Source organism: Pseudoalteromonas maricaloris, from assembly GCF_024746855.1.
Classification (GTDB): Bacteria; Pseudomonadota; Gammaproteobacteria; order Enterobacterales; family Alteromonadaceae; genus Pseudoalteromonas; species Pseudoalteromonas maricaloris.
This window is the reverse complement of the sequence record NZ_CP024625.1, coordinates 1,794,046-1,812,312: the sequence shown is the minus strand read 5'-3', so window position 1 is coordinate 1,812,312 and position 18,267 is coordinate 1,794,046. Positions and strand designations below refer to the sequence as shown.

Here is an 18,267-nt window from a genome sequence, read left to right as displayed (position 1 = left end):
GATGGCATGCCGTTTAGGTAAGTTGAGGGACTAGTCTAAACTCGGAATAACAACTTGTGCTCAAGCAGCTGTTATTCCCAAGCTAAGCGTCAGATTTGTTTGTAATAGGCCAACTATTTACACACAAATCCTCTCGCCCACCTATTCAATTAACTGTCGTCACTTATACGCGAAGCAACCGCACTATTTTGATCCTTATATTTGGCGTCTTTACGCTCGTTATAAGGGAATTGCGCAGCACTTGTCATCGTTTCAAAGCTCATCGCACCTATTTTCATGTTTGGCCTAAGTGCCAAAGGCAACTTACCTGAGTTATAGAACTCTAATACGATGTTTCCAGACCAACCGGGATCAATACGATGCGCAGTAACATGAACCATTAAACCTAGCCTAGCCAGCGACGAGCGGCCATCTAACCAACCAACAAGGTCGGCAGGTAGCGTTACTTTTTCATACGTCATTGCCAGCGCCAGCTCACCAGGGTGCAAGAAAAACGCTTGGCCATCTTCTAACACAATTTCGTCACTCATGATGGATTCCATCGCGGCATTGATCTGATCTTTAGGACCACTGAGATCAACGTAAGGCGCGGCATGGTCCTGAAACACTCTAAACTTGTTACCCAGTTTTAAATCCACAGTAACGCCTGAAATCATATCTGGCTTAGGTGTAGGTTCGATGATTATGCGTTGTTGTTCAATCGCTTCTCGAATATGGGTATCCGATAATCTCATTCTTAGTCTTCCGTCATCACAATCTCAACACCCGATGTTGAGTCTGATTGGTAATATAACATACTGGCAACCAGTTGGGCACAATCAACATAGTGGTCTGCTATACCATGATTGTCAGTCTTACTTTCTGAATTAGGCTCACGGACTGTGGCAATGATATCTTCGCCCTGCTCCGTTGCTGTTCTGATCTGTTCGTTAAGCGGTACTTCCGCGAGCAGAGGCACACCATAGCGACTCGCCAGCGTGGTGCCACCAGAGTGACCAAAAATATGGTTGCGACTACCACATTGCTCACAATTGAAGTAACTCATATTTTCGACCAAACCTAAAATAGGGAGCTGCACTTTTTCAAACATCGCGATGCCCTTCTGTGCATCTGCTAGCGCCAAGGTCTGCGGTGTAGTGACAATCACCGCACCACTGGCTGGCACTTTTTGCGTCATAGTAAGTTGGATATCTCCTGTGCCTGGTGGCATATCAACAATCAGATAATCCAGCTCACCCCAATCCGTTTCATTTAACAATTGAGTAAGCGCTTGAGAAGCCATTGGTCCTCGCCAAACAGTGGCGTCCTCTGCTGGGACCAAAAAGCCGATAGACATAGCTTTAATACCCGACTTTTCAATTGGTAGTAGGGTTTTATCATCTTTCGCCTGAGGTTTTTCATCCTCAAGAGCCAGTAAACTAGGTAGCGAAGGGCCATAAATATCAGCATCTAGCACACCAACTTTCGCACCTTGAGCACGTAGCGCATACGCCAGATTAATCGCAGTGGTAGACTTACCCACCCCGCCCTTACCTGAGGCAACAAGAATAATATGTTTAATGGCTTTAAATTTTGGTCTGCCGACAACAACGACTTTCGATGTCACCTCAACGGGCTTGCCTAAGTGTTGCTGTAGATAACTAGCAACATCTTGGTCGCATTGGATGGCAAATGGAAAATTTATTTGTACTTGAATTTGCGCCTTTGATTCTTGTGTTTTGATCACCCAATTTGCATCAATGCCCACTGGTAATGCGGCACTACGATAGCCATTTAAAAGCTCAATGATTGCCTGTTTGGTGTTTTTTCCCTTGGCAAACCATTTTTCCAGTCCAAACATACAAATTAAACTCCTCTGGGTGATGAAAATAGCCACGGAATTATGTAACATTCAACTCATTAAAACCAGTCAATTCGCGGTTCATGGTCTGAACTAAGGTGAGTCACTAAGCACACTTGTCCATTCAAGTGTTAACTCGGTGAATAATCAACCAATTCAACACCATCAATTAGAAAGATCGCGCTAAATTCATGGAATCGTTATGACGAAGAGAAAAATTCTCATTACCAGTGCATTACCATACGCAAATGGCCCCACACACTTAGGCCACTTGCTGGAATATATTCAAACCGATATTTGGGCTCGCTTCCAAAAGCTACAAGGCCATGAAGCCTATTATGTATGTGCGGACGATGCGCACGGCACGCCAATCATGCTCAATGCACAGAAGCAAGGTATCACGCCTGAAGAAATGGTTAAGCAGGTGAGTATTGAGCGTCAGCGTGACTTTGCAGACTTCAATATCGAGTTTGATAACTATCACAGCACACACAGTGACGAAAACCGTGAACTAAGCGAGCTAATCTACACTCGTTTAGACGAAAAAGGCTATATCAAAAAGCGCACGATTTCACAGTTATTTGACCCAGAGAAAGGCATTTTCCTACCAGATCGTTTTGTTACTGGTACTTGCCCGACTTGTAAGTCTGAAGATCAAAATGGCGACAGCTGTGATGCCTGCGGTGCAACCTACAGCCCAACAGAGTTGATTGAGCCAAAATCGGTGATGTCTGGTGCGACACCCATTTTGAAAGATTCAGAGCATTACTTCTTTGACTTACCTGCATTCGAAGACATGCTAAAAACATGGCTACGCTCAGGTAGTCTGCAATCTGAAATGGCGAACAAGCTAGACGAATGGTTTGCAGACGGCTTGCAGCAGTGGGATATCAGCCGTGACGCCCCCTATTTTGGTTTTGAAATCCCAGGCGCGCCTGGCAAATATTTCTATGTTTGGTTGGATGCACCAATCGGTTACATGGCAAGCTTCAAAAACCTTTGCGAGAAACAAGGCCTAAACTTTGACGAGTTTTGGAGCGAAGGCTCTGACGCCGAGCTTTATCACTTTATCGGTAAAGACATCATCTACTTCCACAGCCTATTCTGGCCTGCAATGCTTGATGGCGCTAATTTCCGTAAACCAAATAACGTATTCGCTCACGGTTTTGTCACCGTGAATGGCGCTAAGATGTCTAAGTCAAAAGGCACTTTTGTAAAGGCTCGTACCTACCTTGAACACTTAGACCCTGAATATTTACGTTATTACTACGCGGCTAAACTAAACAGCGGCGTTACGGATTTAGACCTCAACTTAGAAGATTTCGCGGCACGCGTAAACTCAGACTTAGTGGGCAAAGTGGTAAACATCGCGAGTCGCTGCGCAGGCTTTATTACTAAGAAATTTGACGGCAAGCTAAGCGGCTCTATTATGGACGAAGCGCTACTAACTAGCTTTGTTGCTGCAAAGGATTCAATCGCGACACATTTTGAAAACCGCGAATACAGCCGCGCAGTGCGTGAAATCATGACCCTTGCTGACAAAGCAAACCAGTTTATTGATGCCGAAGCGCCTTGGGTGCTTGCAAAGAATGAAGAGACACTTGAGCGTGCACATCAAGTGTGCTCTATGGGTCTTAACCTATTCCGCGTACTACTTACTTATTTAAAACCTATCCTTCCAGGTATGGCGAAAAATGTAGAAGCTTTCTTAAACACTGAGCTAAGTTGGGAAAGCGTTGACAACGCCCTTGTTGATCATGAAATCAATAAGTTTAAGGCACTTATGCAGCGTGTTGAACTTGATAAAGTGAATGCGATGCTCGAGTCGTCTAAAGAAAGCCTTGAAAAGAAAGTGGGCGGTCAATCTGTAGCAGCAGATCCGAATAGCCCACTTGCCAAAGAGCCAATCGCTGCGGAAATCGAATTCGATGATTTTGCCAAAGTTGATCTGCGTGTCGCAAAAATTGCTAACGCAGAGCATGTTGAAGGTGCAGACAAACTGCTTAAACTTACGCTTGATTTAGGTGGTGAAACGCGCCAGGTGTTTGCTGGCATTAAGTCTGCTTATTCACCTGAAGATCTTATCGGCAAGTTAACAGTAATGGTTGCAAACCTAAAACCTCGCAAGATGCGTTTTGGTATGTCAGAAGGCATGGTGTTGGCTGCAGGCCCAGGTGGTAAAGAAATTTACATCTTAAATCCAGACGAGGGCTCACAGCCTGGCATGCGAGTGATGTAATCACCCTATTACTTGTATACAAATAAAGGCTTCAATTTAGAAGCCTTTATTTTTGCTCAGATCAAACCTTCGCGCCAAATTTCATTATCGAAAATTAACCAAACCGCGACCAGATACAAACAGCCGCCGTAAAACCGATTCAACCATTTATTATAATTTGGGTTATTCGACACTCGTGCCAACAAGTCGCCAGCTTTAATCCACACCAAATGCACCGAAATGTTGAGTATCGCAAGCCATAACACCAGAATTAAATTGCCCAACGCGCCGAAGGTATCATTTGCTTGCTCACTAAAAAGCGTAAACATAATAAAGACTAATACCCATCCTTTGCTATTCAATATTTGCAGCAACGCCCCATCTACAAAGCCTAATTTTTTGCTATCATTTGCTGAGATGTTCTTAGTCGCGGCAAAAAACTTCGTTGCCAGATAAATAAGGTAAATTGCACCTATCAATTGCATAATATTCAAAGCCATGGGGTGAGACTCAACGACTTTGCCGAGGCCATACCCCACCAGCAGCGACTTTAGAATATACACAATGTCAACTCCGGCCAAGAGTCCTAATGATCGCCTCACTCCGACATTGGCACCTGATGCGGCAAATACGATATTTGCAGGTCCTGGACTAAAAACTAACGGGAACATGGCACTAAACCAAATGATAAACAAACTCATGCTTGAAACTTCTCCTTTGTGAAAGCACACAAAGTACAGAAATTGCAGGGCATGTTCTTGTACAAAATTGAAATAAGCCAAAGGCCTAGATATCAGCACCTGTAACTAGACGGTGATACCCCATATGCCCGCTTAAAGTTTCGACTAAAATGGCTTTGATCATAAAAGCCACAGGTTAGCGCCGTGTCTACACACGTCATGCCCTTAGCAAGCAGCAGCTTGGCTTTTTGGATTTTAATTTGCAGGAGGAATTGGTGTGGAGTCAGGCCAAATGCAGAATTGAAACCTTTAATTAATTGAAACCGAGTGCTGTCCGTTAAACACTCTAACTCATCGAGTGAAATATTTTCTTGCCAGTTATCAAAAAGATACTCTCTTGCACGAAACACGCTGTGAGTATCAATAAAAGCAGTGTTTTCAGGGTTTGTCACTGAGCCATACTGAGTAAACACCTTTTCTAAAGTCATCAGCAACAACGACTCTTTTGTCAGTGTGAAACTGGCTTGCTCCATGGCTTGATGCAGCTGCAATAAACCTAAAAATAGACGATTATCATCAATGATGGTGCGATTAACAACGGGCGCTAAGTGCACACTCATATTGTCAAAAAGTCGCTGTAGAAATGCGAGATCAAAATAAAACATTCGATAGCGCCACCCACTAGGCACACCTGGGAATCCGGTGTGCACTTCAGAAGGGTTGATAGCAACAACGTGATGTTTAGGCACAATTAACTTTTGCCCGCCATAGAGAATACCTTCCGCACCTTCTTCTATCACGCCAATGGCCAACTCATCATGCCAATGTTTAGCAAACTCAAACTTAGTATATTGTGCTGATAAAAGCTCGACACCCTCAATAGACTTGTCTTTCCAGATTTTAGACTTTTCCACGTGTAACTCTACTACATTGGTTTACCTTGTTTGGTCACCCTTGACTACTCTACTTCTCGCTCGCGATAACTTTTCCAGCCAATCCCAGCAGCAATACGCCCGAGATACCTTCAAGTGCACGAGAGTACCGCTTAGCATTAGGACGATTGAATAGCCAGCTTCCGGCTACCGCGTAGATCAAGTTACAAAGTGTCGCCAAGGCACTAAACAACATGCCGAGCATTAAAATTTGCAGCGAGGTGGACTGTGCTGAAAGGTCAACAAATTGTGGTAAAAAAGATAGGAAAAACAGCGCCACTTTAGGGTTTAAAACACTTACTAATACCCCCTGCATAAAGACGTTGCCTGCTGCAACCTCGGTTTGCTTTACCTGCAGTTGGCTATCGCCACGCCACATTGATAATAACGACTGAACACCCAAATAAACTAGGTAAGCAGCGCCGAGCCACTTTACCACACTAAACGCGAAAGCTGAGCTCAAAATAATCGCTGATAATCCTAAACAAGCGGCAATTGTATGAACGAAATAACCGGTGCCTAAACCCAGCGCAGCCTTTAGCCCTGCTGACATTTTGCCTTTCATCGTGTTGGACACAATATAGATCACGTCGGGACCAGGGATGAGGTTAATCGCGAGACACGCCACCGCAAACACGGCGAGAGATTGCAAGTCCATCAAAATTTTCCTTTTAAAACAACACTTCGCTGTAAGTTATCAGTACCTACATATTTACACAACTAATCTAATCGCTTTTTAAAGCGCATCGTCGCAATCATAAAGCCAATCACACTAAAGGCGACCAAACAGAGTAAATCAAAATACAAATCGCTAAAGTGCGCGCCGCGAAGCACTACAGCTCGGATCGACCTTACGTAATGTGTGGCAGGTAAGATCTCTGCAAGGTATTGCGCCGCTCTTGGCATCGCGGCAAATGGGAACATAAACCCTGATAGCAATATTGCAGGCAGTAACACAAAAACCGTCATTTGCATTGCCTGTAATTGGTTTTTGGCTTTAGTAGAGATTAGCAGTCCCAAGGTAAGGCTCGCGGTGATAAACAACAACGTCACGATAAGTAGACTTGCCATATCAAAATTGAGCGGTACATCAAATAGCCAATGTCCTAAAAATAGTATTATCGCCATTTGAATAAAGCCAACAAGAATGTAAGGTAGAATTTTACCTAACATTAGTTCGGTTGGCCGAACCGGTGTGGTGATAAGAAATTCCATATTACCCTGCTCACGCTCTCTCACCAGCGCTGAGGAGGTGAATAGGATCATCGTCATCGTTAATATAATAGCAATCAATCCAGGAATAATATTAACCGACGAACGTTTCTCTGGGTTAAAGTAATTTTGCAGCGCAAAAGCTGGATCTGGCAGTGCAGGCACAGGTAACCTCTTAATGCTAATAGGCAACTTGCTGAGCCCTGCCACGGCACCACTTAATAACGGATCGGAGCCATCAATCAACCACTGCCCAACGCTATGTTGCGCTGTACTATTTCCCACTTTATAGCCACTCAGTCGATAATCACGATTGAGCTGCCGACGCACAAAATCAGCAGGAATAACCAACACGGTATTCACCTTTCCTCTGGTAATAGCCTGCTCAGCCGCCGCAATTGAATCGTAATAGCCGATAAAGTCAACAACTTGAGTGTTGGCTGCGGTTTGGATCAACTGTCTGGATTGATAAGTCTGACTAAAATCTACAATACCTGCGGAAACATGTCTCACATCAGTATTAATTGCATAACCAAATAGCAACAGCTGCGCCAATGGCAACATCACAATCATCGCAAAGGTAATACGGTCGCGTGCCAGCTGCATAAACTCTTTACTGACGATGGCATTTAACCTACGCAAGCTCAGCATAGCCCCTCCCTGTGCTCGTTACAAACACATCCTCAAGGTTAGCGCGAGTGAAATCCACTTCGTAACCACCTCCAGATTCAGCTCGCAATAATGCCAGAGGTTGTGATTCTTTTTTGTTTATCAACACCCTTAGGCGAGCACCTATTTGGGAGACGGAAATCACACTCGGTAATGAAGCTAAACGTGTTTTTAATGCCGCAACGTCGTCACCCACAACTTCGCACACCGAAACCTTTAACTGTTCCATCAGCGCGATGGGACTATCATCCGCACGCTTTACACCTTGCTCTAAGATAGCAAGCCGGTGACAACGCTCTGCCTCGTCCATATAATGGGTAGACACTAAAATGGTCGTGCCCTGCGCGCTTAAACTAAATAACTGCTCCCAAAATGCGCGACGATTTTCTGGGTCAACCGCTGACGTCGGCTCATCTAAAAAGAGCAACTCTGGTTTATGAATAACAGCGGCGGCAAGCGCGAGGCGTTGTTTTTGTCCACCACTCAATGCACCGGACTGCACCGATTTTTTATCTTCTAATTGGTATTCTTGTAGCAGCTCAGTCACTCTATGCTTAACATCATTGCGTGATAAACCATAAATTTTCGCCACAAACTCGAGATTCTCCAGCACGCTTAGCGACTCGTATAGGGAGAATTTTTGCGTCATGTAGCCTAATCGATTACGTAAGCTTTCACCATGTGCCTGCACATCCTTTCCCATAATACTGACATGACCTGTGGTTGGCGTTAACAGTCCAGTCAACATCCGGATTGTGGTTGATTTTCCACAGCCATTTGGCCCCAGAAAACCGTAAATTTCGCCCTGTTTTACGGTAAGGTCTAGGTCTGAAACCGCCCAATAGCCGTTAAACTGCTTACCCAAACCTTTACTTTGGATCACGATTTCCTTGGTCATTCTTGCAGCTCCACCCAAACCGGCGTGCCTGACGGGACAGTCACTTTATCAGTGAGCACCACTTCCACCACATACATCAAACGTGCTCTTTCCTCTTGTGAAAGTGCAAAATAAGGCGTGAAGCTCGCGCTTTGGCTAATGTAGCTGACGGTGCCTTGTAGACTTTTATCACTGCCATCGAAATGCACATTTAGCACACTTCCCAAAGAGACTTTAGCAAGCTGGGTTTGCGGCAGATAAAGTCGAGCGAATGTTTTGTCGTCAGCAGCCAGCAAAATAATCGGTGCACCTTTAATGGGACGCTCACCAACACGCCAAGGTAAATCCTCGACAATGCCGGAAGCGGGTGCTTTAAGGGTAAGATCAGCGAGCTGCTTGTTGGCAATAATTAGCTGTGTTTGTGCTTCTGTAATTGCGATTTTTGCTTGTTCGATTGTCTCCTCTCTCGTGCCATTTTCAAGCTCTTTCAAACGCGCTTGGGCCTCTTGCAAAATACCAAGTGTCGACTCGACATTGGCTGAGGCGGCATCGACCCTATCTTGAGAGGTCAACTTGTCTTTGATTAACTGCCTCTGTCGAACAAGTTGCCGCTGAGCTTCTTCCCAAGCGGCCTGTGCTGCATGGACCCTTGCTTTGGCTTGTTTGACTTGTTCAACTCGGGTGCCAGAGAGTAACAATCTATATTGCGCTTGCAAGCGCGCGATTTGCTGTTCAATAGCATTAACCTGTTGTTGCTGCACTACGTCATCGATCTTCGCCAGTGGCTGTCCTTTTACCACTTTATCGCCGCGCTCTACCAGCAACTCAACTAATAACTCTCCGGTTGGGCTGCTGATCTGCACCTGCGGTCGTTCGATAATGCCGAAGATTTTACGCTCAGGTTTAGAGCAACCAACCAAAAGCGTCAATAACACAAAACTAATGATGTAAAACAGTGTTTTCATGATGTTTTCCGTTCAATATGCTGGGATAGAAACACGTTAAAAATAGCTTGCTGATGTTTGCCAAGGGATCGCCACTGCTCAGTATCCGAGTTTTCGATACCAAGTAGCGGCTGCATCACAGGTGGCACCAAAAAAGGAAATGCCGACAAGCCAAGACAGGTTAAAAGTAACCATTCAGCTCGAATGGGCTCTGCAGGCGAAAGCGTTTGAAAGGTCGAATTTAAGGTACTGACACCGTTCTCTACATGCTCAAAGAAAATCTTTTTTATGATTTCATGCTCTTTAGAGTGCGTATCATGTAGTGCCATAAAAATGATCTTAGGTAGCGTTGGGTATTGGCTCATCACCTGAAAGTAGCGCTCTATAAACTGAGTTAAAATGAGCGGTGAGAGTTCGCGTAACTGTGATTTTTTAATCCCTTCAAGCAAGCTCAGTAGAGGTGCTGCAACTTCGCGAAATACCGCTTCAAACAGCCCCGCTTTATCGCCGAAGTAGTACTTAATCAAAGCAATGTTTACCTCTGCAAGGTCCGCAATTGCTCTGGTCGTGACTCGATTATATCCGCGGTTAATAAACAAACATTTACCAGCGGTGATGAGCTTTTCTCTCGGGGTAACAGCGGCTTCCGTTAGCTTATTTGTCATGTTTCAACTCCATTAATCACTTGATTAATATACTAGGACAAATGTGCAAGCTTCACGACAGCTTTCGCTAATCAAAAAAGAGGAAATGATTAATCACTAATCTACATCAAGTTTTCATTGGTTATCTGACCTTTTCGTGGACAGGCACACAAATTGAGTAAGTTATGACGTGATTACATGGCTGTTATCGTGGACAGTCACTTAATAGTTGATATTCAAACAGCAAAGCCAACAAAGCAAAAAGCCGAATTTCATCGGCTTTTGACACGCTGGTGCCTACATCCTGTAGGCAAAGCGTATTTATGCACCAATAGCTGGTTATTGGACGTGTATTCAACGCAGCTAGCGCTAAAACTGGCTGCTAGAAAGGCATTAATTATCTGAAGTTCAGGTTAACTTAGTGCAGTTTCATTTTTGGCCGCACCACTCTTAGCACCTTTTCGCTTATCCATAGTGCAAAGGTTTTTGCGATACCATGGATTGCGCGCTGATGCATTCTATACAATGAGATGTACATGAATCGCGCTATCTTGCCTTCAATAAAAAAGCTATTGCTGGTTAGGTTCCCCATTAAACTACCAACGGTGCTATAACGAGATAAATTCACTAAAGAGCCGTGATCACTATAGGTAAACTCTTGTAAAGGTTGATTTTTTAATGTTGCGATTAGATTTTTCTCTACACATTGTGCCATTTGATGGGCGGACTGAGCACGCGGCGGCACTTGAGTACCATCAGCTTGGGTAAATGCGCAGCAATCACCGATGACATAAATATGCTCATCTACACTGCTTTGTAAGTATTGATTTACCTTAATTTGATTATTGCGAGTAAGCTCGAACAGCCCAATCTCTTTAATAAAGTCAGGTGCTTTTACCCCCGCAGCCCACACCTTGATGTCTGCCTTTAGCTGTTCATCTTCTTTAGTAATAAAGCTGTCTTCAGTTGCCTGCTTTACCTGGGTGCCTTCTCGCACCGTGACACCGAGCTTCACAAGCTCCCGTTTGGCTGAATTAGCAATACGCTCAGGTAATGCAGGTAATATTCGAGGACCAGCTTCTATTAAATCAATACGAAGGCGTTTGGCTGTCATTTTACTCAGCCCGTACATTTTCAACATGTCTGATACATGATACAGCTCAGCAGAAAGCTCAACGCCAGTAGCGCCACCACCAACAATGCCAATGGTTAACGAGTGCTTCGGGTCATCGTCTTGGTGTAAGCGTGTAAAGTTATCGAGGAGTGCATGCTGAAATCGCTCAGCTTGCTGATTTGAATCGAGAAAGAAGCAATGCTCCTTGACCCCCGGCGTATTAAAATCATTGCTAATACTACCAATGGCAAGCACTAAATAATCATAGCTGACTTGTCGCTCTGGGAGGATACGATGACCGAGTTCATCTTTTAGCTCGCTCAGCGTGATGGTGTTATTGCTTGAGTCTACGTGGCTAAAACTGCCGAGCTGAAACTGATAATAATGCTTTGCTGCATGAGCAGAATAAACCACTCCATCTAAGTCAGCGTCTATAGACCCTGTCGCGACCTCATGAAGCAACGGTTTCCAAATATGACTGCGATTTTTATCAATTAATAAGATTTCTGCTTGGCGTTTTTTTCCCAGTTTATGCCCTAATTGTGTTGCCAACTCTAAGCCACCAGCACCACCACCGACTATCACGATTTTAGGAAGTTGCGTATTCATCATGTTGCCCTTAAAAGTATAATACTTAAGTACTCTAGGGTCTTAGAAAAGCACTTAGGTATTTCAAATCCATCATGAAATACCTTGTCTGGCAACGCCTTCAATTATGCGCTTTTTTAGTCTGTTTGTCAGTAAGACTTAGTCACTACATAGTGCTACTCGTTATATAGCGTTGACTCTCAACCCTCACTTTTTCCATAACATACCAAACCCAAAACTCCCCTCCTCAAAATTTACCAAACAATAAATTAAACGCTGTAATACCTTGTAATAGAAATGAAGCAATAATATAAATAGATTATTAACAACAAACACAACTGGCAACAATAATGATGTATCAATAACATAACGACAAGGATCTGAATAATGACTACACCTAACCAAGGTAGAATTGCGGTGAATAAAACAACGTTACTAATGCTGAGAAAAAAAAGCCCTAAGTAGAGAAAAGCTTGCTGAAAACTGTACAAACCAACGCTTCCCAGTATCGGTTTCCACAATAAAACGAGCAGAATCTGGTAATCGAGTACTCTGCAGAACTATTCAAAATTTAGCAAAGTACTTCCAGGTCAGTATTGATACATTAATCGATCAAGCAGAGTCTCCTTTATGGCTATATAGCTATTTGTTAAAAGACGAGCCCACTCCATTATATGGAAGAGAATGGGAGCTTAATCAATTACATATCATTTTTAGTAGAGCGGTGGCGTTACCTTGCGCTCAAACCATCTTACTACTGGGTATGACAGGAATAGGTAAAAGCGCGCTACTCAATTCCTTTATTTGCCACTTAAAGAGAGCGGAGAAAAACTACCTCCTATTTAGTACAAACTCCTGCTTAAATCACAACAACCCTCACTTTTTTGTTGCCAATTTTGTTCGCTCATTATTGCTTGTTAAGGCACATAGTGAAGTAGAGTTAGGCCATCAAATAGACCTCGTTTCTAGCACACCGCTGAGCGCAATTCGTATGCGTCAATGGGCGGACTTGCCTTTAAATTCTGCTCACAAGCAGGCGCTTCGTCAATTTTCAGACGAGCGCTTAAGGTTGCTTGATAGAACCGTAGTCAGTGATTTACTGAAATATCTCAATCACAAAAAAGTGCAAGCGATCTTGATAGACGATGCACACACTCTTAGCGAGCAAAGCAGATATTTTTTGAGCATACTTACACAAGTCCAATGTCATTTTGGTATTTTGTTTATCCTGTCTGCCCAGAAAAAAAATGCTTTTACTCATCCTCCCAAATGGCTCTCCTCTGCACATATTATCTATCTAAAGCCACTAGATATCAGTTCGATGCAGCAATTAGCACATCACACATTATTGAGCCGAGATATGCTTCCGTGCAAACATCAACATAGAACCGCTATTGCCTTAAAGCGGGCATGTGGTAACCCATTATTTTTAATTCAACTACTTTGTGTCACCCATCCCCAATCAGAACTTCCTGAAACCCTACAGCAACTCACTCAACACTACCTCAACTCGATGCCATGTGAAGTTGTAAATACCCTTAAGTTTGCAGCGCGAATTGGACAACACTTCGATACGAAACAACTTCACCAATTTAATGAACATAAAAAAATCCGTGCTCCCTTGTGTGTGTTACACAAAATGTTGAGCAGTGGATTGATAACCCAAGACGCTGAACACTACAGTTTTGTGCACCCTCTCGTATGGGAATCTCTGAGAAGTCACGCAAACGACTTAGAACTGGATTGGTATAAACACCATCAACCTAATACACAAAACCAAGTGACCCGTATCTGAGCCAATATCTGAGTCGAAATATCCATATCGTTTCCTTAGCCCCATAACATGCCATTCAAATGAACCTCGAATGTGCATGTTTTCTGCAACATGAGAAATAAGGAAACACCATGTCCACACTCGTAAAACTAACACCGTCAGCACAACCTTGGATTGGCAGTAGTGATGTACTTTTCAAACTAAAGCAGCAAATTCAACATTTAGCACAATGTGATTTACCCATACATATTGTTGGTCAACCCGGTTCTGGGAAGCATTTAGCCGCTTGCCATATTCATGAGCTGAGTAAATCGCATTCTGAAGATATGATTGTATCGTGTGTAAACCATTGGCAGGGTCAATGCGCAGCAACCCTATTAGAAGAGCTTGTCAACCGAGCTCAAAGCGGTACCATTTACCTCAAAAATGTCGACGCACTGACCCAAGTGCAGGCCGAGTCAATCAAAGACTACTGGCTCACCCTTTCCCCGCAGTCTCCCGCGCCACGATTAATCACCTCAACTAGCGCGGAAAAACAAACCTCTGCAGACACACACATGCAGTCCAACTCCTTTTTGAGTTGGTTGCATTATCATTGTCTTGAGCTACCCATACCTCCTCTTTACAACCGTAAAGAAGACATCATTGCCCTAATAAACCACTACAAACATACTTGTAAACATCTCGCCAAACTGCAATTTCAAGGACCTGCGCTAGAAGTCTTAACCAGTTATGATTGGCCTCATAACGTAAAACAGCTCAAACGTTGTTTAGACAAACTGACGTTCTTATGTGAGCAACCAGAAATCACTAAACAGACTCTGTTGACTCTATTCCCCGCAATGGAAAATAAACCTTCACCAACTAAGGGTAATCTTATCCCACTAAAACAAGCTGAATGCGATTTTACCCAAGCCATGCAAACACTGATATCCTGCGATGATGAGCACAGTTACACCCCTTCAGATAGTCGTGAGGGAGTCAACTTTACTCCGTTATCACCGCTTAGGCCTGTCAACAAACCTCATCCCGCTTTAGCAAGAGCGCTGCAATATATTGATGACAATTTTAAGAAGCCACTGAGCCTAAGCGAGGTTGCCAATTATGCGTGCGTCAGCCCTTCTCATCTCTCGTTCTTATTCAAACGTTATGTTGGACAGTCATTTAAACAAACTTTGCTACGGATAAGGATCAAGACAGCAATGACGCTTTTGCGTGAAGACCCTTATAGTCAAGTGACTGAGGTATGTGACGATGTCGGCTTCTCCGATCTGAGCTTTTTTGTTAGAAAGTTTAAGTCCGTCGTTGGCGTCAGTCCTGGTGCCTACCGAGATCACCGTACAAAACACTGAATAACGGTACAACCATTTGCTGAATGCACCTTTCGTGTTCAGCACTTAGTTAGCTGTAGCAACGGTTAGAATATTTCTTAGTGACCAGATTCAATTTTTGGTATTTCACCTCTGGTGATTCAGATAAATCTACCAAGTAGTTCCTGAGTTATACCAATAATTATGCGAAGTACTGCCAATTCTAACCCTACTGCGTTTTCTATACTAACCTCAGTGTTTAGGAGCTCCATCTAGCTTGTTAGACCTAAGCACCACTCATATTTTTTTTATTCGTCAAACTTAAAGCTAAAAAGGTGGAATTATGGCATTTCCAACAGCAGTAAACGATCAAATTACCGACTCGGTCACTCAGGCAAACGTAAAGGTATTAGGCGACGCTCCAGCGATGTCTATGGGTAACTTATTTCAAGCTACCTCTCAGGCATTAGCTAACGCGGCACACAATGCGACATCGGCTCAACAACAAGCTGCAATGACAGCGCAAGCGGCAACAACGATGGGGGTGACTACTTTATATTCTATTGACACCGCAACCACAGGTATTGCAACAAAAAGTATTCTTCAACCACAAAAACAGCCGGTTGCTGGATTAGGTTAATTCTCGGCTCCCCGATACTTGTTCAACATCGCGCACAGCAGCGACTCAACGAAGACGCTTATCTGGGAATGTGAGATACCTACAAACACAGCTAACGATATTTAGGCTGAACTTGTTAACGACAATAAGGATAACACTATGGCTTTTCCAACCGCTGTAAATAGTCAAATTACAGACTCTGTTACACAAGCCAATGTACAGGTGCTAGGCGATGCGCCTTCTATCGCTATGGGAAACCTCTTTCAGGCAACTTCTCAGGCATTGGCGAACGCGGCTCACAACGCAACGGCCGCACAACAACAGGCAAATATTACTGCGCAAGCAGTAACAACAATGGGCGTAAATTTACTTTACTCCATTGACACTGCAACGACTGGCATCGCGACAAGTAAGATTTTTGCATAACGTACTCGGTTCAGTCACAAACTAACGGGCTTTAACGCCTAGATATTTAATACTTTAAAAGGAAGATAGTTATGGCATTTCCAACAGCTGTAAACAGTCAGATCACTGACTCAGTCTCACAAGTGAATACGAAAGTACTCGGTGACGCACCTGCTGTAGCAACTGGTAACTTTATGATTGCTACAAGCCAAGCACTCTCAAACGCTGCACACAATGCAACAACTGGACAGCAAAATAACAATGTGACAGCTCAAGCCGCATTGGTGCAAGGCGTAGATACCCTAATGAGTATCAATACGGCAACTACGGCGGAAGGCATCACTAAAGTCTACCGTTAAGTGCTAAGTCGTACTGATGGATCCAACATCAGTACGACTTTACTCACAAAGACTTAAGTGCTGCTCAATTGGAGAAATACCATGTTACCCCTTGTCGAAGCACACACTTTTTCGCTCGGTGTAGCCGCCATCACGATGGGAAACTCTATCTCTTTATTGATGGAGAACGCCGTGCAGAACGAAGCTCGAGGTCAGATGATATCCAGTGCAAGTGTAGCACAGTGCTGTGCACTCATTATCAGCTCTGGCGTGGCTTCCGTTAAACCAGGATAAGAAAGGAATTAGCAAAATGAGTACAGTAAACGACCAAATCTCTGATTCAGTGAATCAAGTTAATTCCCTATTGACGGGCTCTGCTCCAATGCAATCTATGGGCATGCTCAATATTGCAGCAACCGAAACTATGGGGATGTCGATGTATAACGCCGTCACAGCACAGCAAAACGCGCAAACTTCGGCCTCTGCAGCTGCGGCAGCGAGCTGTGCAAAAATGCTACAGCAGTCACCGCCTAAACCAGAAAAGCCCAAAGCGCCTGAAGAACAACTGGATCTAAGCAAAATTGAAGAGGTAGTACAAAAACTCCTGCATCAATACCTCGACCCTGATAGCAAAAAAAGCACCTAGAGGTAAACCCAACATAACTTAAATTAACTGAGGCAAAGCATATGAATGAGTTAACAAATGTCGGGCTATCAACACAAGCGACGCTTGATATCATCAAAAATGCCAGCTTAAGCGGCGAGCTAAATAAACTCTCTGGTGCCGGTAAGGCTTATCAGTCAGTTTCTCAATCAACGGCAATTGCAATTCAAGATGCAACCGACAACCTAAGAAATATCAATACCATGGCGACTACCGCAATGGGGGTTGCGATTTCACAAATGCTGGCGACTGGTAAGGTCGAAGAATACAACAGTATCATCGAAGCGGCTAACAAGATGGTTGAAAATGGTACGAAAAACTTTGGTGATGTCGGTAGTTCTGCCAGTGATCTACTCAATAATTTTCCAAGTGGTGGAAGCTAATGGGGGCTCACGTCACTGACGCTGGCACGGGAGGCAAACATGACGATCGTAGTGAATAACACAGAAATTGAACAGTTGGCGCAATTTTCCGACAAAACGCAAACCTTGATCCAATTTTTAAATCAGGGAAAAGAGAGTGTCAACGCCCTCATACAACAGAGCGAGATAATGCGCTTTTCGTCAGAAGCGCAATTTATCGAGCAGCTTTACTTGGGATTGATGAATTCAACGTTGATCTACTTACATCATATTCCCATTTCAATCGATGTGAAAAAACTACTCGAGTTGACTACTAATGATCTCAGAGACCTCGCGACCTTGAGCAATCGAGACTCTGAAAAAGGCAAAGCAATTTTAGCTGATCTATTAACCAAATACCGTCTGTTAGATAGTACGATTCTGAACAAAATTGCACTGTTTTATCGACGTTATAACTTGAGTTACCATGCTCTGGGTTGGAGCGCCTCATTTAAGGATCAACTCAACTTATACCATGTTATTTGTTATTGTGAGCGTTACTATGAACTATCAAATCAAACCGTTATCCCAGCGTGCCAATGGGCAACTCAGCAAGCACAAAATCTAAGTGAATTTGCTCGATATTTATGTATTTACCTTGAGTGGAAAAAGCGCTCACCAAGTCCTATTAGTGCGCTAAATGACGCAATTACTACCCTCTCTCCGGTGGTTAATGCCAACCTAGATTCTCCTGTGGTCACCTACGAACTTCAAGCTATTGATCTACACAATGCGATTAAGCAATGGCATGAAAGTGGAAAATATCTGGGCTTTAGCAGTTTCAGCGCAGGCTTACTTAATATCGTGCTTAACATAGACCTAGGTAAGGGCGATTTAGTGCAAGCTGCAAATGACTATCTTGAAACGCTTCAACATACGCTAATCAACTCATTAGCAAAAGACAGCTATGTCTGTCAGGCCGGCCAGTGCCGGCACTATTTATATGACCTATATCACAGCGAAGCGTTGCTTGATGTTGATAGCCAAGGGTGTCTGAGTGTGCAAAATCACTGGCCGCTGGTTGCATAATAAGAGGAC

21 protein-coding genes are annotated in these 18,267 nt (G+C 43.7%); 11 read left to right on the top strand and 10 right to left on the bottom strand.

Features of this window, described 5'->3' with window-relative positions:
* Positions 1-149: 149 nt before the first annotated feature.
* A complete protein-coding gene (gene dcd, locus CTT31_RS07845; protein WP_260492310.1) occupies positions 150-734 on the bottom strand; it encodes a dCTP deaminase in 585 nt (194 codons plus the stop codon).
* A 2-nt stretch (positions 735-736) separates the two neighbouring features.
* Complete coding sequence (apbC, locus tag CTT31_RS07840; protein WP_193521791.1) at positions 737-1,840, bottom strand: iron-sulfur cluster carrier protein ApbC; 1,104 nt, start codon at positions 1,838-1,840, stop codon at positions 737-739.
* Between the two features lie 202 nt (positions 1,841-2,042).
* On the opposite strand from apbC, the gene metG reads away from it, so the two are divergent.
* Positions 2,043-4,079 (top strand): methionine--tRNA ligase, encoded by a 2,037-nt coding sequence (gene metG / locus CTT31_RS07835; RefSeq protein ID WP_260492309.1) that lies wholly within the window; start codon positions 2,043-2,045, stop codon positions 4,077-4,079.
* Between the two features lie 56 nt (positions 4,080-4,135).
* On the opposite strand, the gene CTT31_RS07830 is transcribed toward metG, so the two are convergent.
* From CTT31_RS07830 to CTT31_RS07800, 7 genes are all read right to left on the bottom strand, one after another.
* A complete protein-coding gene (locus CTT31_RS07830) occupies positions 4,136-4,759 on the bottom strand; it encodes a LysE family translocator (protein WP_260492308.1) in 624 nt (207 codons plus the stop codon).
* Between the two features lie 92 nt (positions 4,760-4,851).
* Positions 4,852-5,652: an AraC family transcriptional regulator gene (locus tag CTT31_RS07825; protein WP_260492307.1), complete on the bottom strand. Its 801-nt coding sequence runs from the start codon at positions 5,650-5,652 to the stop codon at positions 4,852-4,854.
* A gap of 49 nt (positions 5,653-5,701) precedes the next feature.
* Complete coding sequence (locus tag CTT31_RS07820; RefSeq protein WP_260492306.1) at positions 5,702-6,328, bottom strand: LysE family translocator; 627 nt, start codon at positions 6,326-6,328, stop codon at positions 5,702-5,704.
* A gap of 62 nt (positions 6,329-6,390) precedes the next feature.
* Entirely contained in the window at positions 6,391-7,533 is a 1,143-nt protein-coding gene (locus CTT31_RS07815; RefSeq protein WP_260492305.1) for an ABC transporter permease, read from the bottom strand.
* Positions 7,517-8,449, bottom strand: coding sequence for an ABC transporter ATP-binding protein (locus tag CTT31_RS07810; RefSeq protein ID WP_260492304.1), 933 nt, complete (start codon positions 8,447-8,449; stop codon positions 7,517-7,519). The genes CTT31_RS07815 and CTT31_RS07810 overlap by 17 nt, the downstream gene beginning before the upstream one ends.
* Complete coding sequence (locus CTT31_RS07805) at positions 8,446-9,393, bottom strand: HlyD family secretion protein (protein ID WP_260492303.1); 948 nt, start codon at positions 9,391-9,393, stop codon at positions 8,446-8,448. Before CTT31_RS07805 ends, CTT31_RS07810 begins: the two co-directional genes overlap by 4 nt.
* Positions 9,390-10,037: a TetR/AcrR family transcriptional regulator gene (locus tag CTT31_RS07800; protein ID WP_045988222.1), complete on the bottom strand. Its 648-nt coding sequence runs from the start codon at positions 10,035-10,037 to the stop codon at positions 9,390-9,392. The genes CTT31_RS07805 and CTT31_RS07800 overlap by 4 nt, the downstream gene beginning before the upstream one ends.
* Before the next feature lie 177 nt (positions 10,038-10,214).
* Between CTT31_RS07800 and CTT31_RS07795 the strand changes: the two genes are divergently transcribed.
* Positions 10,215-10,421 carry a hypothetical protein gene (locus CTT31_RS07795; RefSeq protein ID WP_260492302.1) on the top strand — a complete coding sequence of 69 codons (207 nt, stop codon included), beginning with the start codon at positions 10,215-10,217 and terminating at the stop codon, positions 10,419-10,421.
* Positions 10,422-10,434: 13 nt separating this feature from the next.
* On the opposite strand, the gene CTT31_RS07790 is transcribed toward CTT31_RS07795, so the two are convergent.
* Complete coding sequence (locus CTT31_RS07790; RefSeq protein ID WP_260492401.1) at positions 10,435-11,739, bottom strand: NAD(P)/FAD-dependent oxidoreductase; 1,305 nt, start codon at positions 11,737-11,739, stop codon at positions 10,435-10,437.
* 625 nt (positions 11,740-12,364) lie between these two features.
* On the opposite strand from CTT31_RS07790, the gene CTT31_RS07785 reads away from it, so the two are divergent.
* From CTT31_RS07785 to CTT31_RS07745, 9 genes are all read left to right on the top strand, one after another.
* Positions 12,365-13,513 carry an AAA family ATPase gene (locus tag CTT31_RS07785; protein WP_211859719.1) on the top strand — a complete coding sequence of 383 codons (1,149 nt, stop codon included), beginning with the start codon at positions 12,365-12,367 and terminating at the stop codon, positions 13,511-13,513.
* 110 nt (positions 13,514-13,623) lie between these two features.
* Positions 13,624-14,844 (top strand): AraC family transcriptional regulator, encoded by a 1,221-nt coding sequence (locus tag CTT31_RS07780; RefSeq protein WP_260492301.1) that lies wholly within the window; start codon positions 13,624-13,626, stop codon positions 14,842-14,844.
* A gap of 301 nt (positions 14,845-15,145) precedes the next feature.
* Positions 15,146-15,442: a RebB family R body protein gene (locus CTT31_RS07775; protein WP_010371676.1), complete on the top strand. Its 297-nt coding sequence runs from the start codon at positions 15,146-15,148 to the stop codon at positions 15,440-15,442.
* A 138-nt stretch (positions 15,443-15,580) separates the two neighbouring features.
* A complete protein-coding gene (locus tag CTT31_RS07770; protein ID WP_010371679.1) occupies positions 15,581-15,847 on the top strand; it encodes a RebB family R body protein in 267 nt (88 codons plus the stop codon).
* Between the two features lie 71 nt (positions 15,848-15,918).
* A complete protein-coding gene (locus CTT31_RS07765; RefSeq protein ID WP_010371682.1) occupies positions 15,919-16,185 on the top strand; it encodes a RebB family R body protein in 267 nt (88 codons plus the stop codon).
* Positions 16,186-16,266: 81 nt separating this feature from the next.
* Positions 16,267-16,458: a RebB family R body protein gene (locus CTT31_RS07760; protein WP_010371687.1), complete on the top strand. Its 192-nt coding sequence runs from the start codon at positions 16,267-16,269 to the stop codon at positions 16,456-16,458.
* A 16-nt stretch (positions 16,459-16,474) separates the two neighbouring features.
* Positions 16,475-16,810 (top strand): RebB family R body protein, encoded by a 336-nt coding sequence (locus tag CTT31_RS07755; RefSeq protein ID WP_260492300.1) that lies wholly within the window; start codon positions 16,475-16,477, stop codon positions 16,808-16,810.
* Between the two features lie 41 nt (positions 16,811-16,851).
* Positions 16,852-17,211 (top strand): hypothetical protein, encoded by a 360-nt coding sequence (locus tag CTT31_RS07750; protein WP_260492299.1) that lies wholly within the window; start codon positions 16,852-16,854, stop codon positions 17,209-17,211.
* A 39-nt stretch (positions 17,212-17,250) separates the two neighbouring features.
* Complete coding sequence (locus tag CTT31_RS07745) at positions 17,251-18,258, top strand: hypothetical protein (RefSeq protein ID WP_099029697.1); 1,008 nt, start codon at positions 17,251-17,253, stop codon at positions 18,256-18,258.
* The last annotated feature ends 9 nt before the right edge of the window (positions 18,259-18,267 follow it).